This window comes from Nocardiopsis synnemataformans (genome assembly GCF_965343085.1).
Taxonomy (GTDB): domain Bacteria; phylum Actinomycetota; class Actinomycetes; order Streptosporangiales; family Streptosporangiaceae; genus Nocardiopsis; species Nocardiopsis alborubida.
Map to the genome: position 1 here is coordinate 13,380 of NZ_CBDRFA010000088.1, position 19,967 is coordinate 33,346.

Here is a 19,967-nt window from a genome sequence, read left to right on the forward strand (position 1 = left end):
TACGCGAGGATCCGTTCCCACGGTTCCCGCCATGTCGCACACCGTTTTGACCGTCCTGACGGCAAGCGGTAGCCTGTGTGATTGTGCCCGTGAGTCGACGGGTCGCACATGTGTGTGCGGCGCCCGGTTCCGCAGACGAGGACCTACGGTGCGCGGCGCATGTGAACCCCCTCCCATGATTCGACCTCTCGGTCGGGTGTGAACTCGGTTTCGCCATGCGCGGGAACCAACGCGACACGCCCGACATCGGGGGTCGGCGAGGTTCGGGAAATCCAGCAGGTCAATAGCGATATCGGCTACGAGAACCGGCGTAGGTCACGAGGAAGACGGAGACGCGGTGCCCACCATCCAGCAGCTGGTCCGCAAGGGCCGACAGGACAAGGTCGCAAAGAACAAGACCCCGGCGCTGAAGGGGAGTCCGCAGCGTCGTGGTGTGTGCACTCGTGTCTACACCACCACGCCCAAGAAGCCGAACTCCGCTCTGCGCAAGGTCGCCCGAGTCAAGCTGAGCAGCCAGATCGAGGTCACGGCCTACATCCCCGGCATCGGCCACAACCTCCAGGAGCACAGCATCGTGCTCGTGCGTGGTGGCCGTGTGAAGGACCTGCCGGGTGTCCGTTACCGCATCGTGCGCGGCTCGCTCGACACGCAGGGTGTCCGTAACCGCAAGCAGGCGCGTAGCCGTTACGGCGCCAAGAAGGAGAAGTAAGCATGCCGCGCAAGGGTCCGGCGCCGAAGCGCCAGCTCATCACCGACCCGGTCTACGGCTCGCCGCTCGTCACCGCACTGATCAACAAGGTGCTGCTCGACGGCAAGCGCTCCATCGCCCAGAGCGTCGTGTACGACGCCCTGGAGGGCGCTCGCGAGAAGACCGGCCAGGACCCGCTCGTCGTCCTGAAGCGGGGTCTGGACAACGTCAAGCCCGCGCTCGAGGTTCGCAGCCGCCGCGTCGGCGGTGCGACCTACCAGGTGCCGGTCGAGGTTCGCGCCTCCCGGTCCACCACGCTGGCTCTGCGCTGGCTGGTCGACTTCTCGCGCAAGCGTCGTGAGAAGACCATGACCGAGCGCCTGATGAACGAGCTGGTCGACGCCAGCAACGGTCTCGGCGCGGCCGTCAAGAAGCGTGAGGACACGCACAAGATGGCCGAGTCGAACAAGGCCTTCGCGCACTACCGCTGGTAATTCCGGCGCGTTCGAAACAGACCGAGGGACGACGAGCCTCATGGCTGCCAAAACTGTTCTTGACCTGGCCAAGGTCCGCAACATCGGGATCATGGCTCACATCGACGCTGGTAAGACCACGACGACTGAGCGGATCCTCTACTACACCGGTGTGACCCACAAGGTGGGCGAGGTCCATGATGGCGCTGCCACGATGGACTGGATGAAGGAGGAGCAGGAGCGGGGTATCACCATTACCTCCGCTGCTACCACCACCCACTGGGACGACCACACCATCAACATCATCGACACGCCCGGCCACGTGGACTTCACGGTCGAGGTCGAGCGGTCGCTGCGTGTGCTCGACGGTGCCGTCGCGGTCTTCGACGCCAAAGAGGGCGTGGAGCCCCAGTCGGAGCAGGTCTGGCGCCAGGCGGACCGCTACGGCGTCCCGCGTATCTGCTTCGTCAACAAGATGGACAAGATCGGCGCCGAGTTCCAGCGCTGTGTCGACATGTTCCGTGAGCGCCTCGGCGCCAACGCCATGCCGATCCAGCTCAACATCGGTGCCGAGAGCGACTTCAAGGGCGTCATCGACCTCGTCCGCATGAAGGCCTACGTCTGGAACGACGAGGCCGCGCTCGGCGAGATGTACGACACGGTCGACATCCCCGAGAGCCACGCCGACGCCGCCCGTGAGGCTCGCGACCAGTTCATCGAGACGCTGGCCGAGGCCGACGACGAGATCATGGAGATGTACCTGGAGGGCCAGGAGCCCACCGTGGAGCAGCTCGTCCCCGCGATCCGTCGTGCGACCATCGCCGGTACGGCCGTCCCGGTCGTGTGCGGCACCGCGTTCAAGAACAAGGGCGTGCAGCCCCTGCTCGACGCGGTCACCGCCTACCTCCCCTCGCCCCTGGACGTCGAGGGCGTCGAGGGCCACGACCCCAAGGACGAGACCGAGGAGACCAAGCTCGTCCGCAAGCCGAGCAACGACGAGCCGCTGTCGGCCCTGGTCTTCAAGATCATGAGCGACCCGCACCTGGGCAAGCTGACCTACGTGCGCGTCTACTCCGGCGTTCTCCAGGCGGGCACCCAGGTGCTCAACAGCCTCAAGGGCCGCAAGGAGCGCATCGGCAAGATCTACCGCATGCACTCCAACAAGCGCGAGGAGATCTCCGAGGTCGGCGCCGGCGACATCGTCGCCGTCATGGGCCTCAAGGACACCACGACCGGTGAGACCCTGTGCGACCAGGCGAACCCGATCGTGCTGGAGTCCATGACCTTCCCGGCTCCGGTCATCGAGGTGGCCATCGAGCCCAAGACCAAGAGCGACCAGGAGAAGCTGGGCATCGCGATCCAGCGTCTCGCGGACGAGGACCCCTCGTTCCAGGTCGCCACGGACGACCAGACCGGTCAGACCGTGATCTCGGGCATGGGCGAGCTGCACCTCGAGGTGCTCGTCAACCGCATGCGCGACGAGTTCAAGGTCGAGGCGAACATCGGCAAGCCCCAGGTGGCCTACCGCGAGACCATTCGCAAGAAGGTCGAGGGGCACGTCTACACCCACAAGAAGCAGACCGGTGGGTCGGGCCAGTTCGCCAAGGTCAAGATCGACATCGAGCCCCTGGAGACCGAGAGCGGCGACGCCTCGGGCTACGAGTTCGTCAACGCCGTCACCGGTGGCCGCATCCCGAGGGAGTACATCCCCTCGGTCGACGCCGGCTGCCAGGAGGCCGCCGAGCTGGGCGTGCTCGCGCACTACCCGCTCGTCGGCGTCAAGGTGACGCTCCAGGACGGCCAGTACCACGAGGTCGACTCCTCCGAGATGGCCTTCAAGACCGCCGGTTCGATCGCCTTCAAGGAGATCGTCAAGCTGGCCAAGCCGACTCTCCTGGAGCCGGTCATGGCTGTCGAGGTCACCACCCCCGAGGAGTACATGGGTGACGTGATCGGCGACCTGAACTCCCGCCGTGGACAGATCCAGTCCATGGACGAGCGTTCCGGCGTCCGTCTCGTCAAGGCCCTCGTGCCCCTCTCCGAAATGTTCGGCTACGTGGGTGACCTGCGCAGCCGCACGCAGGGTCGAGCCAACTACTCGATGGTGTTCGACTCCTACGCGGAGGTTCCGTCCGCTGTCGCCCAAGAAATTGTGGCGAAGGTCCGCGGCGAATAGTCGCGAACACGTAACCAGCCCGCTCCCCGTCCACGCGGGGAGCGAGCACCAGACAGCTCTGTACGTCTAGGAGACATCCAGTGGCGAAAGCAAAGTTCGAGCGGACTAAGCCGCACGTCAACATCGGCACCATCGGTCACATCGACCACGGCAAGACCACGCTGACCGCGGCCATCACCAAGGTGCTGCACGACGCGTACCCGGAGCTGAACCCGTTCACGCCGTTCGAGGACATCGACAACGCTCCTGAGGAGCGCGAGCGCGGTATCACCATCTCCGTCGCCCACGTCGAGTACCAGACCGAGGCGCGTCACTACGCCCACGTGGACTGCCCCGGTCACGCCGACTACGTGAAGAACATGATCACGGGTGCGGCGCAGATGGACGGCGCCATCCTGGTCGTGGCCGCCACCGACGGCCCGATGCCGCAGACCAAGGAGCACGTGCTCCTGGCCCGCCAGGTCGGCGTGCCCTACATCGTGGTGGCCCTGAACAAGGCCGACATGGTGGACGACGAGGAGATCTTCGAGCTCGTCGAGCTCGAGGTCCGCGAGCTCCTCAGCGAGTACGAGTTCCCCGGCGACGACGTCCCCGTCACCAAGGTCTCCGCGCTCAAGGCGCTGGAGGGCGACGAGGAGTGGGGCAAGTCCGTCCTGGAGCTCATGGGCACCGTGGACCAGTTCATCCCCGAGCCCGAGCGTGACACCGACAAGCCCTTCCTCATGCCGATCGAGGACGTCTTCTCGATCACCGGTCGCGGCACCGTCGTCACCGGTCGCATCGAGCGCGGCATCGTCAACGTCAACGAGACCGTTGACATTGTCGGCATCAAGGAAGAGAAGCAGACCACCACGGTCACCGGTGTCGAGATGTTCCGCAAGCTGCTCGACCAGGGCCAGGCCGGCGACAACGTCGGTCTGCTCCTGCGCGGCATCAAGCGCGAGGACGTCGAGCGCGGCCAGGTCGTCATCAAGCCCGGTACGACCACCCCGCACACCGAGTTCGAGGCCCAGGTCGTCATCCTGTCCAAGGACGAGGGTGGCCGCCACACGCCGTTCTTCAACAACTACCGCCCGCAGTTCTACTTCCGCACGACCGACGTCACCGGCGTCGTGACGCTGCCGGAGGGCACCGAGATGGTCATGCCCGGTGACAACACCGAGATGACCGTCCAGCTCATCCAGCCGGTCGCCATGGAGGACGGTCTGAAGTTCGCCATCCGTGAGGGTGGCCGGACCGTGGGCGCGGGTCGCGTCACGAAGATCCTCAAGTAGTACCCGTGCGGGGGCGGCCCCTTCCGGAGCCGTCCCCGCCGTGGTGGGTGGGCTGTGGGTCCACGGCCCGCCCACCAGCACACAAGACGTCATCGGGCTCTGTGACGGTGACGCACCGCAGGGGCAAGCCCTGTTGCGGTTTCTCAAGGGAATAGGGGCTCACGGCTACACGGCGGATCCGCCGGGCCTGGGCGTCTGTGACCGGGACAGCTCACCGTTACGGACACTGAAGCGAAGGACGAACAGGCCACATGGCGGGACAAAAGATCCGCATTCGGCTAAAGGCCTATGACCACGAGGTCATCGACAGCTCGGCTCGCAAGATCGTCGAGACTGTGACGCGAACTGGCGCACAGGTCGCGGGCCCGGTGCCGCTGCCGACGGAGAAGAACGTTTACTGCGTCATCCGATCGCCGCACAAGTACAAGGACTCGCGCGAGCACTTCGAGATGCGCACGCACAAGCGGCTGATCGACATCATCGACCCCACGCCGAAGACGGTGGACTCGCTCATGCGACTCGACCTCCCGGCGGGCGTTGACATCGAGATCAAGCTTTAAGGACGCACAGACATGGCCACCAAGCAGATCAAGGGAGTTCTGGGCGAAAAGCTCGGCATGACCCAGGTCTTCGACGACACGGGCAAGATGGTGCCCGTGACGGTTCTGAAGGCCGGTCCGTGCGTCGTGAGCCGCATCCGGACTCCGGACACCGATGGCTACTCCGCCATCCAGCTCGGCTACGGGCAGATCAACCCGCGCAAGGTCAACAAGCCGCTCGGCGACTACCTGCGCAGGCACGACCTGACCCCGCGTCGCCACTACGTCGAGGTCCGCACGGTCGACGCCACCGAGTACACGCTCGGCCAGGAGGTCACCGCGGACAGCTTCGACATCGGCCAGAAGGTCGACGTCACGGGTAAGAGCAAGGGCAAGGGCTTCGCCGGTGTGATGAAGCGCCACGGTTTCCGCGGCCTCTCCGCCTCGCACGGCACCCAGCGCAAGCACCGCTCGCCCGGTTCCATCGGCGGCTGCGCCACGCCCGGACGCGTGTTCAAGGGCATGCGCATGGCCGGTCGCATGGGCAACGTGCGCAAGACCGTCCAGAACCTGACCGTCCACTCCGTGGACGCGGAGAAGGGGCTCATCCTGGTCAAGGGTGCCGTCCCCGGTCCCAACGGCGGTCTGGTGCTCGTCCGCACCGCTGTGAAGGGGGACAAGTAAGCCATGGCCCAGATCGAGGTCAAGAACCCCGAGGGCGGCGCCAAGGGCAGCGTCGAGCTGCCGGACAGCGTCTTCGCCCAGAAGGTCAGCATCCCGCTGATCCACCAGGTCGTGAACGCCCAGCTCGCCGCTGGTCGTCAGGGCACCCACGCCACCAAGACCCGCGGCGAGGTCCGCGGCGGTGGCAAGAAGCCCTACCGCCAGAAGGGCACCGGCCGGGCCCGTCAGGGTTCCATCCGCGCCCCGCAGTACACCGGCGGCGGCACGGTCCACGGACCCCAGCCTCGCGACTACAGCCAGCGCACTCCCAAGAAGATGAAGGCCGCCGCCCTGCGCGCAGCCCTCTCCGACCGGGCGCGTCACGGCCGCATCCACGTCGTCAGCCAGTTCGTGGCCGAGGACCTGGAGAGCAAGTTCACGCAGACCGCTCTGAAGACGCTGCGCCAGGTCACCGAGTCCGACAAGGTCCTGGTGGTGCTGGCCCGCGAGGACGAGCACAACCGGCGCGCCCTGCGCAACGTCGAAGAGTTGCACATCCTCGACGCGGACCAGGTGAACACCTACGACGTCCTCTACTCGGACGACGTGGTCTTCACCGAGGCGGGCTACGCCGAGTTCCTGGCCCACGCGGCTGGTGCCTCCAAGGCCGCGCAGTCCGAGGAGGACGACCAGTGAGGATCGCCGACCACCGGGACATCATCGTCGAGCCGGTGATCTCCGAGAAGAGCTACGGGCTCATGGACGAGAACAAGTACACGTTCATCGTCCGCCCGGACGCCAACAAGACCCAGATCAAGATCGCGATCGAGAAGATCTTCGAGGTGAAGGTCACGAGCGTGAACACGATCAACCGCAAGGGCAAGCGCAAGCGCACCCGCTTCGGTTACGGGAAGCGTCCCGACACCAAGCGCGCGATCGTCAGTGTCGCCGAGGGCGACCGGATCGACATCTTCGGTGTCTGACCTCTCCCGGGTCTGACCGCTACACACCAAGCAACACGTAAAGGAATGCGCGAAGAAGATGGGCATTCGTAAGTACAAGCCGACGACGCCGGGTCGTCGCGGCTCCAGCGTGAGCGACTTCGTCGAGATCACGCGCTCGGAGCCCGAGAAGTCCCTGGTGCGTCCGCTCCACTCCAAGGGCGGTCGCAACGGCCACGGCCGGATCACCGCCCGTCACCAGGGTGGTGGCCACAAGCGCGCCTACCGCGTGATCGACTTCCGTCGTCACGACAAGGACGGCGTGCCGGCCAAGGTCGCCCACATCGAGTACGACCCGAACCGCACCGCGCGCATCGCGCTGCTCCACTACGTGGACGGCGAGAAGCGCTACATCCTGGCTCCGGCCGGCCTCAAGCAGGGCGACCGGGTCGAGAACGGTCCGCAGTCCGACATCAAGCCCGGCAACTGCCTCCCGCTGCGCAACATCCCCACGGGTACGTTCGTGCACGCGGTCGAGCTGAAGCCGGGTGGCGGCGCCAAGCTGGGCCGCTCCGCGGGCTCGCAGATCCAGCTCCTGGCCAAGGAGGGCAAGTACGCCACGCTGCGTATGCCCTCCGGCGAGATGCGCATGGTGGAGATCACCTGCCGCGCGACCGTCGGCCAGGTGGGCAACGCCGAGCAGTCCAACATCAACTGGGGCAAGGCCGGTCGCTCCCGCTGGAAGGGCAAGCGCCCGACCGTCCGTGGTGTCGTGATGAACCCGGTCGACCACCCCCACGGTGGTGGCGAGGGCAAGACCTCCGGTGGCCGTCACCCGGTCAGCCCCTGGGGTAAGAAGGAAGGCCGGACCCGGGCCAAGAACAAGGCCAGCGACAAGCTCATCGTGCGGCGTCGGCGTAGCGGTAAGAAGAAGCGGTAAGGAGCACGTCTGATGCCACGTAGCCTTAAGAAGGGTCCCTTCGTCGACGACCACCTCATCAAGAAGGTGGAGTCGCAGAACGAGAAGGGGACCAAGAACGTCATCAAGACGTGGTCCCGGCGGTCCATGATCGTTCCGGAGATGATCGGTCACACGATCGCCGTCCACGACGGCCGCAAGCACGTCCCCGTGTTCGTGTCCGAGTCGATGGTCGGCCACAAGCTCGGTGAGTTCGCTCCCACGCGTACTTTCCGCAGCCACGTCAAGGAAGACCGCCGTAGCCGCCGTTAGCGGTTGCAGCAGGAGAAAGAACCATTTCTCCACGGTGAGTGGAGATGAATTTCCGTGAGCGAGGGAAAAGCGATGGGAACGAGGGCACAGGCACGGTTCGTCCGTGTTACGCCCCGAAAGGCCCGCCGGGTGGTGGACCTTATTCGCGGGTTGCCCGCTGACGAGGCACAGGCGGTGCTCCGGTTCGCGCCCCAGTCGGCGAGCGAGCCCGTTGGCAAGGTACTGGCTAGTGCCATCGCCAACGCCGAGCACAACGACAAGCTGGACCGCGGGACGCTGGTGGTCGAACGCGCGTGGGTGGACGAGGGTCCGACCCTGAAGCGCATTCGCCCGCGAGGCTTCGGCCGCGCCTTCCGGGTGACCAAGCGCACGAGCCACATCACCGTGGTCGTCGCTGAGCGCTCGGGCGCCTCGTCCAAGACGAAGGAAAGGACCCGATAGTGGGGCAGAAGGTAAACCCGCACGGGTTCCGCCTCGGCATCACCACCGACTTCAAGAGCCGTTGGTACGCCGACAAGTCCTACAAGGACTACGTCAAGGAAGACGTCGCGATCCGTCGGATGCTGACCCGTGGCATGGAGCGCGCGGGCATCTCCAAGGTGGAGATCGAGCGCACCCGTGACCGCGTCCGCGTGGACGTCTACACCGCCCGGCCGGGCATCGTCATCGGCCGCCGCGGCGTCGAGGCCGACCGCATCCGGACGGACCTGGAGAAGCTGACCGGCAAGCAGGTCCAGCTGAACGTCTTCGAGGTCAAGAACCCCGAGATCGACGCGCAGCTCGTCGCCCAGGGCGTCGCCGAGCAGCTGAGCAGCCGCGTGGCGTTCCGCCGCGCGATGCGCAAGGCCATGCAGACCGCGATGAAGAGCGGTGCCAAGGGCATCCGCATCCAGTGCGGTGGCCGTCTGGGCGGGGCCGAGATGTCGCGGTCGGAGTTCTACCGCGAGGGTCGTGTGCCGCTGCACACGCTGCGCGCCGACATCGACTATGGCTTCTTCGAGGCCCGTACGACCTTCGGCCGCATCGGTGTGAAGGTCTGGATCTACAAGGGTGACGCGCCCGCCACCCGCGCCGAGCGCGAAGCGGCCCAGGCCGCGCAGCGCTCCGCCGGTGGCGGTGGCGGTGGCGGCGGCGGTCAGCGCCGCGAGCGCCCCCAGCGTCGTCGTCGCGGCGGCGCCGGTGGTGGCCAGCCGCAGAGCGCCGAGGCCAAGGCCCCGGCCGAGTCCGCGAAGTCCGAGGGGAGCTGACCAGTGCTTATTCCTCGTAAGGTCAAGTACCGCAAGCAGCACCACCCGGATCTGCGCGGCAAGGCCAAGGGCGGCACGACGGTCAGTTTCGGCGAGTTCGGCATCCAGGCCCTGGAGTCGGCCTACGTGACGAACCGTCAGATCGAGTCCGCTCGTATCGCCATGACGCGTCACATCAAGCGTGGCGGCAAGGTGTGGATCAACATCTTCCCGGACCGCCCGCTGACCAAGAAGCCCGCCGAGGTCCGCATGGGTTCCGGTAAGGGCTCCCCGGAGTGGTGGGTCGCGCCGGTCAAGCCCGGTCGCGTGATGTTCGAGCTGTCGGGCGTGCCCGAGGCCATCGCCAAGGAGGCGATGCGCCGTGCGATGCACAAGCTCCCGATGAAGTGCAAGTTCGTTACGCGGGAGGGGGAGTGATGGCCAAGTCCGTGACTGCCCATGAGCTCCGTGACCAGTCCGTCGAGGACCTGGTCGCCAAGCTCAAGGAAGCCAAGGAAGAGCTGTTCAACCTCCGCTTCCAGGCCGCCACCGGCCAGCTCGACAACCACAGCCGACTGCGTACCGTCAAGCGCGAGATCGCCCGGATCTACACGATCCTGCGTGAGCACGAGCTGGGTATCGCCCCGCTGTCTGGTGAGTCGGCGCAGGAGAAGGAAGCAGCCGAATGAGTGAGAACCAGACCGCGACCCGCAACTACCGCAAGGTGCGCGAGGGCTACGTCGTCAGCGACAAGATGGACAAGACCGTCGTCGTCGAGGTCGAGGACCGCATCACGCACGCCAGGTACGGCAAGGTCATCCGTCGCACGTCCAAGTACAAGGCGCACGACGAGGCGAACTCCTGTGGTGTGGGCGACCTGGTCCGACTGATGGAGACCAGGCCGCTCTCCGCGACGAAGCGTTGGCGCGTCGTGGAGATCCTGGAGAAGGCTAAGTAACCCCAGCCTGTCGGCGGCCGACACCCGTGTCAGCCGCCGATCCCAGGGGTGAGACCACCTAGCCGTGCGGCAGTGGACCGCACGCATCACATCAGGAGCAGACGTGATTCAGCAGGAGTCGCGACTCAAGGTCGCCGACAACACGGGTGCCAAGGAGATCCTCACCATCCGTGTTCTCGGTGGCTCGGGTCGGCGCTACGCCGGGATCGGCGACACCATCGTCGCCACGGTGAAGGACGCCCTGCCTGGCGCTGGAGTCAAGAAGGGCGACGTCGTCAAGGCCGTTGTCGTGCGCACCGTCAAGGAGCGCCGCCGGCCCGACGGCTCCTACATCCGCTTCGATGAGAACGCTGCCGTGCTCATCAAGGACGGTGGGGACCCGCGAGGCACCCGCATCTTCGGCCCGGTCGGCCGCGAGCTGCGTGACAAGAAGTACATGCGCATCATTTCGCTGGCGCCGGAGGTGCTCTAAGCGATGAAGATCAAATCTGGCGACGAGGTCATCGTTCTCGCCGGCAAGAACCGGGGTGCCACCGGCAAGGTCGTCAAGGCCCTGCCGAAGGAAGACCGTGTCGTTGTCGAGGGCGTCAACCTGGTCAAGAAGCACAGGAAGGCCAACCCGGCGGGCGGCCAGCAGGGCGAGGTCGTCACCAAGGAGGCCCCCATCCACGTGAGCAACGTCGCGCTCGTGGAGGACGGCAAGGCCACCCGGGTCGGCTACCGCTTCGAGGAAGACGGAACCAAGGTTCGCGTCTCCCGCCGCACCGGTAAGGACATCTGATGACGGTTACCAACGACATCACCGCCCCTCCGATGCCGCGGCTCAAGGAGAAGTACCGGAACGAGATCGTCGCTGCCCTCAAGGAGGAGCACGACATCGCCAACATCATGCAGGTCCCCGGTCTGACGAAGATCGTGGTCAACATGGGTGTGGGCGAGGCGGCTCGTGACGCGAAGCTGATCCAGGGCGCGGTCGCCGACCTGTCGGCGATCACCGGCCAGAAGCCGCGGATCAACCGGGCCAAGAACTCCATCGCGCAGTTCAAGCTGCGCGAGGGTCAGCCGATCGGCGCCAGCGTCACGCTGCGCGGCGACCGGATGTGGGAGTTCCTCGACCGGCTGCTCTCCCTGGCCCTGCCCCGTATCCGGGACTTCCGTGGCCTTTCCCCGAAGCAGTTCGACGGGAACGGCAACTACACCTTCGGGCTGACCGAGCAGGTCATGTTCCACGAGGTGGACCCGGACAAGGTCGACCGGCAGCGTGGGATGGACATCACGGTCGTCACCACCGCCACGAGCGACGAACAGGGCCGCAGCCTGCTCAAGCGGCTCGGTTTCCCGTTCAAGGAAGCCTGAGGGGTAAGCACACATGGCCAAGAAGTCGCTGATCGCGAAGTCGCAGCGGAAGCCGAAGTTCGCCGTTCGCGCGTATACTCGATGCTCGCGGTGCGGCCGCCCGCGCGCCGTCTTCCGGAAGTTCGGCCTGTGCCGTATCTGCTTCCGTGAGATGGCCCACCGGGGCGAGCTGCCCGGTATCACCAAGTCGAGCTGGTAGTTTCCGGCGGGGCCGACCGGTCGCTCTCCCCTGAGCGCACGGAGTCGGCCCCCCGAAGCGCCATCCTCGGCGCGCACAGCGTCCGTGACCGCACGATGCGGCACGGTCCGGCAACATCCAACCACCAGGGCACGGCAGTCCCGAAGGGGACCGCGGTGCCCACGACCACGCCGTAGGTCCGTTTGTGCATCTTCGCGGGAGTACCCGCGCAAGGGCAGGCTCTGGGAAAGCCCGCACTCGGAAACCGCGGTGAGGAAGGGCCAGTCGGCCATGACGATGACCGACCCGATCGCAGACATGCTCACGCGTCTGCGCAACGCGAATTCGGCTTACCACGACACCGTGGGAATGCCGTATTCCAAGATCAAGGCGCACATCGCCGAGATCCTCCAGCAGGAGGGCTTCATTCAGGGCTGGCGGACCGAGGAGGCCCCCGTGGGCCAGAACCTCGTCCTGGACCTGAAGTACGGCCCCACCCGGGAGCGTTCCATCGCGGGCATCCGCCGGGTCTCCAAGCCCGGTCTGCGGGTGTACGCCAAGAAGGAGAACCTGCCGCGGGTGCTGGGTGGCCTCGGCGTGGCGATCATTTCGACGTCCGGTGGCCTGATGACCGAAAAGCAGGCCAAGAAGCGTGGCGTGGGCGGCGAAGTCCTCGCCTACGTCTGGTAACAGGGAGAGATTGAAGCATGTCGCGAATCGGTCGACTGCCGCTCTCGGTCCCCAAGGGCGTCGAAGTCACGATTAACGGGCAGGACGTCACCGTCAAGGGTCCGAAGGGCGAGCTGAAGCACACCATCGCCGAGCCGATCACCGTGGCCCTCGAAGACGGGGTTGTCACGGTGGCGCGTCCGGACGACAAGCCGGAGAACCGCTCGCTGCACGGTCTTACCCGTGCGCTCATCGCCAACCTCGTCGAGGGCGTGGCCAAGGGTTACACCAAGACGCTGGAGATCCACGGTGTGGGTTACCGCGTCCAGGCCCGCGGCTCCAACCTGGAGTTCTCGCTGGGCTACAGCCACCCCGTCGTGGTCGAGCCCCCCGCGGGCATCAGCTTCCGCGTGGAGAAGCCGACCATCCTCCACGTCGAGGGCATCGACAAGCAGTTGGTGGGCCAGGTCGCCGCGAACATCCGCGGTCTGCGCAAGCCTGACCCGTACAAGGCCAAGGGCGTGCGGTACCAGGGTGAGCACATCCGCCGCAAGGCCGGAAAGGCTGGTAAGTAGGCATGGGTAGCACCGTGAGCCGCAAGCGGACCGCCAAGCGCGCCACCTCCCGTGTGCGCCGCCAGTTCCGCGTCCGCAAGAAGGTCGTGGGTACCGCCGAGCGTCCGCGCCTGGCCGTGTTCCGCTCCTCCAAGCACATCGTCGCGCAGGTCATCGACGACACCAGGGGTCACACCCTGGCCGCCGCCTCCAGCGTCGAGGCCGATCTGCGCGCCGACGAGGGCACCAAGTCCGACAAGTCCGTCAAGGTCGGTCAGCTCATCGCCGAGCGCGCCAAGGCCGCCGGTGTCTCCTCGGTCGTCTTCGACCGCGGCGGCAACCAGTACGCCGGTCGTATCGCCAAGCTCGCCGACGCGGCGCGCGAGGGCGGGCTGGAGTTCTAGCGATGACCTCTGCAACGGCCAAGATCAACCACGAGAAGAGGAACCACTGATGGCTGCAGCACCGCGGCGCGGCGCCGGTGGCGAGCGGCGTGATCGCCGTGACGATCGCCGCGGCGGCGCCGCAGACAAGGGTGTCTCCTACATCGAGAAGGTCGTGACCATCAACCGGGTCGCGAAGGTCGTCAAGGGCGGCCGTCGCTTCTCCTTCACCGCCCTGGTCGTCGTCGGCGACGGCAACGGCATGGTCGGTGTCGGTTACGGCAAGGCCAAGGAGGTCCCGGCCGCGATCGCCAAGGGTGTCGAGGAGGCGAAGAAGAACTTCTTCCGCGTCCCCCGCATCCAGGGCACGATCGTGCACCGGGTCCAGGGCGAGGACGCGGCCGGCGTCGTCCTGCTCCGTCCGGCCGCTCCGGGTACCGGCGTCATCGCCGGTGGCCCCGTGCGCGCCGTGCTGGAGTGCGCCGGCATCCACGACGTGCTGAGCAAGTCGCTCGGCTCGTCCAACCCGCTGAACATCGTGCACGCCACCGTGGCGGCTCTGAAGGGCATCAACCAGCCCGAGGAGATCGCCGCCCGCCGTGGCCTGCCGATCGAGGACGTCGCCCCGGCTGCCATGCTGCGTGCTCGCGCTGAGGCGAAGGCAGGAGCCTGACCATGGCCAAGCTCAAGATCACGCAGACCCGCTCCAAGATCGGCGGCAAGGTGAAGCAGCACGCTGCTCTCCAGTCGCTGGGTCTGGGCCGGATCGGCAAGTCCACCGTCCGTGAGGACCGCCCTGAGGTTCGCGGGCAGATCACGATCGTCACGCACCTCGTCTCTGTCGAGGAGGTTGCCGAATGAGCGACTACAACCCCGACGAGCTGCTCAAGCTGCACCACCTGCGTCCCGCCCCGGGCTCCAACAAGGCCAAGATCCGCAAGGGTCGTGGCGAGGCGTCCAAGGGCAAGACCGCCGGTCGCGGCACCAAGGGCACGAAGGCTCGTAACACCGTCCGCCCCGGCTTCGAGGGTGGGCAGATGCCCCTCATCCGCCGGGTGCCCAAGCTCAAGGGCTTCAGCAACGCCCGGTTCAAGACGACCTACCAGGTCGTCAACCTGGACCGGCTGAGCGAGCTCTACCCCGAGGGTGGCGAGGTCACCGTCGAGAGCCTGGTCGCCAAGGGCGCGGTTCGCAAGAACCAGCTCGTCAAGGTGCTGGGCACGGGTGAGATCTCCGTCGCCGTGCAGGTGAGCGCACACGCGTTCTCCTCCTCGGCGAAGGAGAAGATCTCCGCCGCCGGTGGCTCGACCACCGAGCTGTAGGGGGCTTCCCCGCGATGAGCGACTGGGGGCGTTCGCCCGGCAGGTCAAGGACCGGCTGGCGGACGCCCCCACGCGTTGTGAGCGGTGATCGTTATGTCTCACGAACTCAACTGCCGAGTGATCACTGTTACAGTGCCATCTGTTTGAGTTCACCGCTTGACGTACTGTGAATACTTCCGAGCAACGGGCGACCGCCCGGAGCTGACGTTCTACGACGATTCAGGATCGGCCGCGATGTCTGGAACCCGTTCCGCCGCCGAAGCTGCGCAGGAGGAGACGTGCTAGGTGCGTTCGTTCGTGCATTCCGCACGCCCGACCTGCGCAACAAGCTGCTGTTCACACTGTTCATCCTGACGATCTTCCGTCTGGGCTCTGTGATCCCGGCGCCGGGTATCAACTCCGCGGCGATCAGGGACCAGATGGAGGCGATCACCTCCTCCGACCAGTCCGGTGTGTACGCGCTCGTCAACCTGTTCAGCGGCGGTGCCCTGCTGCAACTGGCGGTGTTCGCGCTCGGGGTCATGCCGTACATCACCGCGAGCATCATCATCAACCTGCTCACGGTGGTGATCCCCCGTCTGGAGGCCCTCAAGAAGGAGGGCCAGTCCGGGCAGAGCAAGATCACCCAGTACACCCGCTACCTGACGCTCATGCTCGGTGTCCTCCAGGCCACCAGCATCGTCGCCATGGCCCGGACGGGCGCCCTGTTCCAGGGGGCCATCCCAGTCAGCTCCTACATGCCCAACCAGGACATCCTGACCCTGGTGACCATCGTGTTCACGATGACCGCCGGTACCGCCATCATCATGTGGTTCGGCGAGCTCATCACCGAGCGCGGCGTGGGCAACGGCATGTCGCTGCTGATCTTCACCCAGGTCATCGCGATGTTCCCCTCCTCCATGATCGCGCTGTTCCAGGAGCGCTCGATCTGGGTCTTCGCCCTCATCTGCATCGCCGGCCTGGTGCTCATCACCGCGGTGGTCTTCATGGAGCAGGCCCAGCGCCGCATCCCGGTGCAGTACGCCAAGCGCATGGTCGGCCGCCGCATGTACGGCGGCAGCTCGACCTACATCCCGCTGAAGGTGAACCAGGCGGGCATCATCCCCGTGATCTTCGCCTCCTCGCTGCTGTACCTGCCGCAGCTGCTCGTGGGCCTCATGGGACAGGACTCCACCCATCCCGTGGCGACCTTCGTGCAGGACTACTTCCTCACCGGCACCCACCCCGTGTACATGGCGACGTTCTTCGTCATGATCATCGGCTTCGCGTTCTTCTACGTGGCGATTACCTTCAACCCCGCTGAGGTCGCCGACAACATGAAGAAGTACGGTGGGTTCATCCCGGGTATCCGACCAGGGCGTCCGACCGCCGAGTACCTCGACTACGTGTTGACGAGGCTGACGACCCCCGGATCCCTGTACCTGGGTGTGATCGCTCTCCTGCCGATGGTCGCCCTCGGCGCCACCGGCGCAAGCGCGAACTTCCCCTTCGGAGGGACGAGCATCCTGATCATGGTCGGCGTCGGGCTGGACACGGTGAAGCAGATCGAGAGTCACCTCCAGCAGAGGAACTACGAAGGTTTTCTGCGATAAATGCGAGCAGTATTGGTGGGGCCGCCTGGGGCCGGCAAGGGCACCCAGGCCCAGATCCTCGCGTCCGAACTGTCGATCCCGAAGGTGTCCACGGGCGACATCTTCCGGGCCAACGTCAGCGGTAAGACCGACCTCGGCAAGAAGGCCAAGGAGTACATGGACCGCGGTGACCTCGTCCCCGACGAGGTCACGAACGCCATGGTCAAGGACCGGCTGGCGCAGGACGACGCCGCGGCGGGCTTCCTGCTCGACGGCTTCCCGCGCAACGTCCCGCAGGCCGAGACGCTCGAGGGCATGCTGGCCGACCTCGACACCCGCCTGGACGTCGTCCTGGAGCTGAGGGTGGACGAGGACGAGGTGGTCAAGCGCCTGTCGGGACGCCGCTCGTGCCCCGAGTGCGGCCGGGTGTACCACGTGGAGTACGACGCCCCCGAGACCGCGGGCAGGTGCGACAACGAGGGCGCCGAGCTGTACCAGCGCGAGGACGACCGCGAGGAGACCATCAGGCACCGCCTCAAGGTCTACCGCGAGCAGACCGCTCCGCTGGTGGAGTTCTACGAGGCCCGGGGCCTGCTGGCCACCATCGCCGCGACGGGGACCGTGGACGAGGTGACGGCCCGCGCCAAGGCCGCCATCGAGAAGGTCGGGGCCGGCTCCTGATGTTTCGCAACACCGATCCGGACGTGCAGATCAAGACTCCGGAGCAGATCGCCAGGATGAGGGCGGCGGGCCAGGTCGTGGCCCGCGCCCTGGACAGCCTCCGGGCCGCGGTGCGGCCCGGGGTGTCGACCCTGGAGCTGGACTCCCTCGCGGAGAAGGTCATCCGCGACGCGGGCGCCGTCCCCTCCTTCAAGGGCTACCACGGCTTCCCGGGCTCCATCTGCGCCTCGGTGAACGAGGAGGTCGTCCACGGCATTCCCAGCGCTCAGCGGGTGCTGGCCGAGGGCGACATCATCTCCGTCGACTGCGGTGCCATCCTGGAGGGCTGGCACGGCGACTCGGCGATCACCGTCGCGGTCGGCGAGGGCCGCCCCGAGGACCTGCGCATGATGGAGGTCTGCGAGGAGTCCATGTGGCAGGGGATCGCCGAGCTGCGTCCGGGCAGGCGCCTGGGCGACATCGGCCACGCGATCGGCGGCCACATCTCCCGCAACGGCGGCTACGGCAACGTCCGCGAGTACGGCGGCCACGGCATCGGCACCGAGATGCACATGGACCCGCACGTGCTCAACTACGGCAAGCGCGGCAAGGGCATGAGGCTGGTCGAGGGCATGTGCCTGGCGATCGAGCCGATGACCACCCTGGGCCGCCACGACGTGGTGCAGCTCGACGACGGCTGGACCGTGGTGACGCGCGACGGCGGGCGCGCCGCGCACTTCGAGCACACGGTCGCGGTGACCGCGGACGGGCCCGTCGTACTGACCGCGCGCGCGTCCGACCGCGATAAAATCGCCGACATGGGGTTCGTCCAGCCAACCTGGTAGGGGTTTCGTCCCGCGCGGAGCGCGGGGCCGCTTCCGGGTGAAGATGCGAGGTGCGCGCAGTGTCCGACCCGGTGCCGTCGATGCGAACGTCCGACGCGGAACGCGACCGCGTCGCCCAGCTCCTCCAGGAGCACTTCGCCCAGGGGCGGCTGGACCACGAGGAGTTCACCGACCGCCTCGGCCGCGTCTACAAGGCCAGAACCACGGATGAGCTCGCCACGGTCACCCACGACCTCCCCGAGCGCGACCTCGCCGACATCCGCGGGGCCGCCCCCCGGGACGAGGAGTTCTCGGTGGCCCCCCGGATCAGCATGCGCGATCCGGCGCTGATGGTGCCGTGGGCCCTCTACGGCGGGGTCAACATCCTGTGCTTCGTCATCTGGCTGATCCTGTTCCTCACCACCGACTACGACTACCCGTGGTTCCTGTGGGTCATGGGGCCGTGGGGCATCGTGATGGGTATCGTGACCGTGGGGGTCCTGGCCGGGCAGAAGCACCACACCGACGGCGACGGGACGTCCTAGGGCCGGGGCCCGTACCCGCCCGCGTTCCGGTGCGGTAGTGTGCTCCGTTCGGCGGTCAGAAGTACTTGCCGGAAGGGGATAGACTGTCCTTGCCCATACGCGGGCTGTTGGGTCAGTCTGCCTTCTTTGCGCCACGTCCTCCAACCGACGTTCGCCTTTGCAGTTGGCCTGAACTTCCAGTGTCCCTCGGCGTCGGTGACGGCCATCCGCCGTTGCCGGGGCCGTAGCGTCATGCGGGGCCACTGGGGTCGCGTCGGGTTGTCCTGATCAACCAAACGATGAGCGAGGCGTGGAAGGACATGGCCAAGAAAGACGGCGCCATCGAGATCGAGGGTTCCGTTGTCGAGTCCCTACCCAACGCTATGTTCAAGGTAGAGCTCGACAACGGGCACCAGGTCCTTGCCCACATCAGCGGCAAGATGCGGATGAACTACATCCGTATTCTCCCCGACGACCGTGTCGTCGTGGAGCTGAGCCCGTACGACCTCACGCGCGGGCGCATCGTTTACCGCTACAAGTAGCCCCTCACGGGCCTCGCGGCCCGGGAGAGTATGAGTTCGGAGTCACCATGAAGGTCAAGCCGAGCGTGAAGAAGATCTGCGCGAAGTGCCGCGTGATCCGCCGTAACGGCCGGATCATGGTCATTTGCTCGGACCCGCGGCACAAGCAGCGCCAGGGTTAGTCACCCCCGCTCCGCCCGCCGCGGCTTCACACACCGCGATCGGCCCGGCCGGTGCGTCAGCACCGCACCGGGCGCACGACACAACGAAAACCTGTTCCGACTCCCGCCGCCAGTGCGGCGCGGGAGGCACCCCCGGTCGGAGGCCGGGGCCTCGTCGATTGGGCGACGAGAGGGTGGAACGGGCCAGACCTCCGCATAGGGCAACTAGGAGTCTCGCCCACATGGCACGTATCGAAGGCGTTGACCTTCCCCGCGACAAGCGGGTGGAGATCGCTCTCACGTACATCTTCGGGATCGGGCGCACGCGCGCCCTGGAGACCCTGAAGAGCACCGGCGTCGACGGCAACACGCGCGTCTACGAGCTGTCCGAGGAAGACCTCGTCAAGCTGCGCGAGTGGATCGGCTCGAACTACCAGGTCGAGGGTGACCTGCGCCGTGAGGTGCAGGGCGACATCCGCCGCAAGATGGAGATCGGTAGCTACCAGGGCATCCGCCACCGCCGTGGACTCCCGGTCCGCGGTCAGCGCACGCAGACCAACGCGCGCACCCGCAAGGGCAAGAAGAAGACCGTGGCCGGTAAGAAGAAGGCCGGTAAGAAGTAGTCCGCTCGGACTGGACTGTAAGCACGCGTCCGGGAACGACAACGGACCGATGATCTCTGGGAGTTTCGCTCATGCCGCCTAAGGGCCGTCAGGGTGCCGCGCGCAAGGTGCGCCGCAAGGAAAAGAAGAACATTGTCCACGGGCACGCTCACATCAAGAGCACGTTCAACAACACGATCGTGAGCATCACCGACCCGACCGGTGCCGTGATCTCGTGGGCCAGCTCCGGCCAGGTGGGCTTCAAGGGTTCGCGCAAGTCGACCCCCTACGCCGCGCAGATGGCCGCCGAGGCCGCTGCCCGCCGCGCCCAGGAGCACGGCGTCCGCAAGGTGGACGTCTTCGTGAAGGGCCCGGGCTCGGGCCGGGAGACCGCCATCCGCTCGCTCCAGGCGACCGGGCTGGAGGTCGGCTCCATCCAGGACGTGACGCCGGTTCCGCACAACGGCTGCCGT

Annotated in this window: 33 protein-coding genes; all 33 read left to right on the top strand. The window is 66.4% G+C overall.

Annotated elements, in window-relative coordinates; all coding sequences use genetic code 11:
- Positions 1–337: 337 nt before the first annotated feature.
- Positions 338–709 (top strand): 30S ribosomal protein S12, encoded by a 372-nt coding sequence (rpsL, locus tag ACSIH6_RS33940; protein WP_013156106.1) that lies wholly within the window; start codon positions 338–340, stop codon positions 707–709.
- A gap of 2 nt (positions 710–711) precedes the next feature.
- Positions 712–1,182 carry a 30S ribosomal protein S7 gene (gene rpsG, locus ACSIH6_RS33945; RefSeq protein ID WP_017567296.1) on the top strand — a complete coding sequence of 157 codons (471 nt, stop codon included), beginning with the start codon at positions 712–714 and terminating at the stop codon, positions 1,180–1,182.
- Between the two features lie 40 nt (positions 1,183–1,222).
- Entirely contained in the window at positions 1,223–3,337 is a 2,115-nt protein-coding gene (gene fusA / locus ACSIH6_RS33950; protein WP_435112440.1) for an elongation factor G, read from the top strand.
- Positions 3,338–3,417: 80 nt separating this feature from the next.
- Positions 3,418–4,611, top strand: a complete 1,194-nt coding sequence (gene tuf / locus ACSIH6_RS33955; RefSeq protein ID WP_435112441.1) for an elongation factor Tu — start codon at positions 3,418–3,420, stop codon at positions 4,609–4,611.
- 251 nt (positions 4,612–4,862) lie between these two features.
- Positions 4,863–5,171: a 30S ribosomal protein S10 gene (gene rpsJ / locus ACSIH6_RS33960; protein WP_013156110.1), complete on the top strand. Its 309-nt coding sequence runs from the start codon at positions 4,863–4,865 to the stop codon at positions 5,169–5,171.
- Between the two features lie 12 nt (positions 5,172–5,183).
- Positions 5,184–5,834 carry a 50S ribosomal protein L3 gene (gene rplC / locus ACSIH6_RS33965; RefSeq protein WP_435112442.1) on the top strand — a complete coding sequence of 217 codons (651 nt, stop codon included), beginning with the start codon at positions 5,184–5,186 and terminating at the stop codon, positions 5,832–5,834.
- A gap of 3 nt (positions 5,835–5,837) precedes the next feature.
- Entirely contained in the window at positions 5,838–6,509 is a 672-nt protein-coding gene (gene rplD / locus ACSIH6_RS33970; RefSeq protein ID WP_435112443.1) for a 50S ribosomal protein L4, read from the top strand.
- Positions 6,506–6,796 (top strand): 50S ribosomal protein L23, encoded by a 291-nt coding sequence (gene rplW / locus ACSIH6_RS33975; RefSeq protein WP_013156113.1) that lies wholly within the window; start codon positions 6,506–6,508, stop codon positions 6,794–6,796. Before rplD ends, rplW begins: the two co-directional genes overlap by 4 nt.
- 58 nt (positions 6,797–6,854) lie before the next feature.
- Positions 6,855–7,694: a 50S ribosomal protein L2 gene (gene rplB, locus ACSIH6_RS33980; protein ID WP_013156114.1), complete on the top strand. Its 840-nt coding sequence runs from the start codon at positions 6,855–6,857 to the stop codon at positions 7,692–7,694.
- A gap of 12 nt (positions 7,695–7,706) precedes the next feature.
- Positions 7,707–7,985: a 30S ribosomal protein S19 gene (rpsS, locus tag ACSIH6_RS33985; RefSeq protein WP_013156115.1), complete on the top strand. Its 279-nt coding sequence runs from the start codon at positions 7,707–7,709 to the stop codon at positions 7,983–7,985.
- A gap of 72 nt (positions 7,986–8,057) precedes the next feature.
- Positions 8,058–8,426 carry a 50S ribosomal protein L22 gene (gene rplV, locus ACSIH6_RS33990; protein WP_013156116.1) on the top strand — a complete coding sequence of 123 codons (369 nt, stop codon included), beginning with the start codon at positions 8,058–8,060 and terminating at the stop codon, positions 8,424–8,426.
- Entirely contained in the window at positions 8,426–9,232 is an 807-nt protein-coding gene (rpsC, locus tag ACSIH6_RS33995; RefSeq protein WP_017567303.1) for a 30S ribosomal protein S3, read from the top strand. Before rplV ends, rpsC begins: the two co-directional genes overlap by 1 nt.
- Before the next feature lie 3 nt (positions 9,233–9,235).
- Positions 9,236–9,649, top strand: coding sequence for a 50S ribosomal protein L16 (rplP, locus tag ACSIH6_RS34000; protein ID WP_017567304.1), 414 nt, complete (start codon positions 9,236–9,238; stop codon positions 9,647–9,649).
- Positions 9,649–9,900, top strand: coding sequence for a 50S ribosomal protein L29 (gene rpmC, locus ACSIH6_RS34005; RefSeq protein WP_013156119.1), 252 nt, complete (start codon positions 9,649–9,651; stop codon positions 9,898–9,900). The genes rplP and rpmC overlap by 1 nt, the downstream gene beginning before the upstream one ends.
- Positions 9,897–10,169 carry a 30S ribosomal protein S17 gene (gene rpsQ, locus ACSIH6_RS34010; protein WP_013156120.1) on the top strand — a complete coding sequence of 91 codons (273 nt, stop codon included), beginning with the start codon at positions 9,897–9,899 and terminating at the stop codon, positions 10,167–10,169. The genes rpmC and rpsQ overlap by 4 nt, the downstream gene beginning before the upstream one ends.
- Positions 10,170–10,272: 103 nt before the next feature.
- Complete coding sequence (rplN, locus tag ACSIH6_RS34015) at positions 10,273–10,641, top strand: 50S ribosomal protein L14 (protein ID WP_013156121.1); 369 nt, start codon at positions 10,273–10,275, stop codon at positions 10,639–10,641.
- Positions 10,642–10,644: 3 nt separating this feature from the next.
- Complete coding sequence (rplX, locus tag ACSIH6_RS34020) at positions 10,645–10,950, top strand: 50S ribosomal protein L24 (RefSeq protein WP_013156122.1); 306 nt, start codon at positions 10,645–10,647, stop codon at positions 10,948–10,950.
- Positions 10,950–11,525: a 50S ribosomal protein L5 gene (gene rplE, locus ACSIH6_RS34025; RefSeq protein ID WP_017567306.1), complete on the top strand. Its 576-nt coding sequence runs from the start codon at positions 10,950–10,952 to the stop codon at positions 11,523–11,525. The genes rplX and rplE overlap by 1 nt, the downstream gene beginning before the upstream one ends.
- A gap of 13 nt (positions 11,526–11,538) precedes the next feature.
- The gene (locus tag ACSIH6_RS34030) at positions 11,539–11,724 is read left to right on the top strand and encodes a type Z 30S ribosomal protein S14 (protein WP_017567307.1); all 186 of its coding nucleotides are present in this window, start codon (positions 11,539–11,541) and stop codon (positions 11,722–11,724) included.
- Positions 11,725–11,994: 270 nt separating this feature from the next.
- Positions 11,995–12,393 (top strand): 30S ribosomal protein S8, encoded by a 399-nt coding sequence (gene rpsH, locus ACSIH6_RS34035; RefSeq protein WP_026115214.1) that lies wholly within the window; start codon positions 11,995–11,997, stop codon positions 12,391–12,393.
- 17 nt (positions 12,394–12,410) lie between these two features.
- The gene (rplF, locus tag ACSIH6_RS34040; protein ID WP_435112444.1) at positions 12,411–12,947 is read left to right on the top strand and encodes a 50S ribosomal protein L6; all 537 of its coding nucleotides are present in this window, start codon (positions 12,411–12,413) and stop codon (positions 12,945–12,947) included.
- A 2-nt stretch (positions 12,948–12,949) separates the two neighbouring features.
- Positions 12,950–13,330, top strand: a complete 381-nt coding sequence (rplR, locus tag ACSIH6_RS34045; RefSeq protein WP_435112445.1) for a 50S ribosomal protein L18 — start codon at positions 12,950–12,952, stop codon at positions 13,328–13,330.
- Between the two features lie 49 nt (positions 13,331–13,379).
- Positions 13,380–13,982: a 30S ribosomal protein S5 gene (gene rpsE / locus ACSIH6_RS34050; RefSeq protein ID WP_013156128.1), complete on the top strand. Its 603-nt coding sequence runs from the start codon at positions 13,380–13,382 to the stop codon at positions 13,980–13,982.
- Positions 13,983–13,984: 2 nt separating this feature from the next.
- The gene (rpmD, locus tag ACSIH6_RS34055) at positions 13,985–14,170 is read left to right on the top strand and encodes a 50S ribosomal protein L30 (protein WP_435112446.1); all 186 of its coding nucleotides are present in this window, start codon (positions 13,985–13,987) and stop codon (positions 14,168–14,170) included.
- Positions 14,167–14,631, top strand: coding sequence for a 50S ribosomal protein L15 (gene rplO, locus ACSIH6_RS34060; RefSeq protein ID WP_047869966.1), 465 nt, complete (start codon positions 14,167–14,169; stop codon positions 14,629–14,631). Before rpmD ends, rplO begins: the two co-directional genes overlap by 4 nt.
- Positions 14,632–14,909: 278 nt before the next feature.
- Positions 14,910–16,223, top strand: coding sequence for a preprotein translocase subunit SecY (gene secY / locus ACSIH6_RS34065; protein WP_061079601.1), 1,314 nt, complete (start codon positions 14,910–14,912; stop codon positions 16,221–16,223).
- Entirely contained in the window at positions 16,224–16,883 is a 660-nt protein-coding gene (locus ACSIH6_RS34070; RefSeq protein ID WP_435112447.1) for an adenylate kinase, read from the top strand.
- On the top strand, positions 16,883–17,707 hold the full coding sequence (map, locus tag ACSIH6_RS34075; RefSeq protein WP_435112448.1) for a type I methionyl aminopeptidase: 825 nt from the start codon (positions 16,883–16,885) through the stop codon (positions 17,705–17,707). The genes ACSIH6_RS34070 and map overlap by 1 nt, the downstream gene beginning before the upstream one ends.
- Before the next feature lie 59 nt (positions 17,708–17,766).
- A complete protein-coding gene (locus ACSIH6_RS34080) occupies positions 17,767–18,231 on the top strand; it encodes a DUF1707 domain-containing protein (protein ID WP_435112450.1) in 465 nt (154 codons plus the stop codon).
- Positions 18,232–18,530: 299 nt separating this feature from the next.
- On the top strand, positions 18,531–18,752 hold the full coding sequence (gene infA, locus ACSIH6_RS34085) for a translation initiation factor IF-1 (RefSeq protein ID WP_013156135.1): 222 nt from the start codon (positions 18,531–18,533) through the stop codon (positions 18,750–18,752).
- A gap of 47 nt (positions 18,753–18,799) precedes the next feature.
- The gene (gene rpmJ / locus ACSIH6_RS34090; RefSeq protein ID WP_013156136.1) at positions 18,800–18,913 is read left to right on the top strand and encodes a 50S ribosomal protein L36; all 114 of its coding nucleotides are present in this window, start codon (positions 18,800–18,802) and stop codon (positions 18,911–18,913) included.
- 221 nt (positions 18,914–19,134) lie between these two features.
- Complete coding sequence (gene rpsM, locus ACSIH6_RS34095; protein WP_047869971.1) at positions 19,135–19,515, top strand: 30S ribosomal protein S13; 381 nt, start codon at positions 19,135–19,137, stop codon at positions 19,513–19,515.
- Between the two features lie 71 nt (positions 19,516–19,586).
- On the top strand, positions 19,587–19,967 hold a 381-nt coding region (gene rpsK, locus ACSIH6_RS34100; RefSeq protein ID WP_435112449.1), incomplete at its 3' end, for a 30S ribosomal protein S11.

Coding starts and splice junctions, on each gene's coding strand:
- rpsG (WP_017567296.1), top strand. CDS start 712: ATGCCGCGCAAGGGTCCGGCGCCGAAGCGCCAGCTCATCACCGACCCG.
- fusA (WP_435112440.1), top strand. CDS start 1,223: ATGGCTGCCAAAACTGTTCTTGACCTGGCCAAGGTCCGCAACATCGGG.
- rpsJ (WP_013156110.1), top strand. CDS start 4,863: ATGGCGGGACAAAAGATCCGCATTCGGCTAAAGGCCTATGACCACGAG.
- rplC (WP_435112442.1), top strand. CDS start 5,184: ATGGCCACCAAGCAGATCAAGGGAGTTCTGGGCGAAAAGCTCGGCATG.
- rplD (WP_435112443.1), top strand. CDS start 5,838: ATGGCCCAGATCGAGGTCAAGAACCCCGAGGGCGGCGCCAAGGGCAGC.
- rplB (WP_013156114.1), top strand. CDS start 6,855: ATGGGCATTCGTAAGTACAAGCCGACGACGCCGGGTCGTCGCGGCTCC.
- rpsS (WP_013156115.1), top strand. CDS start 7,707: ATGCCACGTAGCCTTAAGAAGGGTCCCTTCGTCGACGACCACCTCATC.
- rplV (WP_013156116.1), top strand. CDS start 8,058: ATGGGAACGAGGGCACAGGCACGGTTCGTCCGTGTTACGCCCCGAAAG.
- rpmC (WP_013156119.1), top strand. CDS start 9,649: ATGGCCAAGTCCGTGACTGCCCATGAGCTCCGTGACCAGTCCGTCGAG.
- rpsQ (WP_013156120.1), top strand. CDS start 9,897: ATGAGTGAGAACCAGACCGCGACCCGCAACTACCGCAAGGTGCGCGAG.
- rplX (WP_013156122.1), top strand. CDS start 10,645: ATGAAGATCAAATCTGGCGACGAGGTCATCGTTCTCGCCGGCAAGAAC.
- rplE (WP_017567306.1), top strand. CDS start 10,950: ATGACGGTTACCAACGACATCACCGCCCCTCCGATGCCGCGGCTCAAG.
- ACSIH6_RS34030 (WP_017567307.1), top strand. CDS start 11,539: ATGGCCAAGAAGTCGCTGATCGCGAAGTCGCAGCGGAAGCCGAAGTTC.
- rpsH (WP_026115214.1), top strand. CDS start 11,995: ATGACGATGACCGACCCGATCGCAGACATGCTCACGCGTCTGCGCAAC.
- rplF (WP_435112444.1), top strand. CDS start 12,411: ATGTCGCGAATCGGTCGACTGCCGCTCTCGGTCCCCAAGGGCGTCGAA.
- rplR (WP_435112445.1), top strand. CDS start 12,950: ATGGGTAGCACCGTGAGCCGCAAGCGGACCGCCAAGCGCGCCACCTCC.
- rpsE (WP_013156128.1), top strand. CDS start 13,380: ATGGCTGCAGCACCGCGGCGCGGCGCCGGTGGCGAGCGGCGTGATCGC.
- rpmD (WP_435112446.1), top strand. CDS start 13,985: ATGGCCAAGCTCAAGATCACGCAGACCCGCTCCAAGATCGGCGGCAAG.
- rplO (WP_047869966.1), top strand. CDS start 14,167: ATGAGCGACTACAACCCCGACGAGCTGCTCAAGCTGCACCACCTGCGT.
- ACSIH6_RS34070 (WP_435112447.1), top strand. CDS start 16,224: ATGCGAGCAGTATTGGTGGGGCCGCCTGGGGCCGGCAAGGGCACCCAG.
- map (WP_435112448.1), top strand. CDS start 16,883: ATGTTTCGCAACACCGATCCGGACGTGCAGATCAAGACTCCGGAGCAG.
- infA (WP_013156135.1), top strand. CDS start 18,531: ATGGCCAAGAAAGACGGCGCCATCGAGATCGAGGGTTCCGTTGTCGAG.
- rpmJ (WP_013156136.1), top strand. CDS start 18,800: ATGAAGGTCAAGCCGAGCGTGAAGAAGATCTGCGCGAAGTGCCGCGTG.
- rpsM (WP_047869971.1), top strand. CDS start 19,135: ATGGCACGTATCGAAGGCGTTGACCTTCCCCGCGACAAGCGGGTGGAG.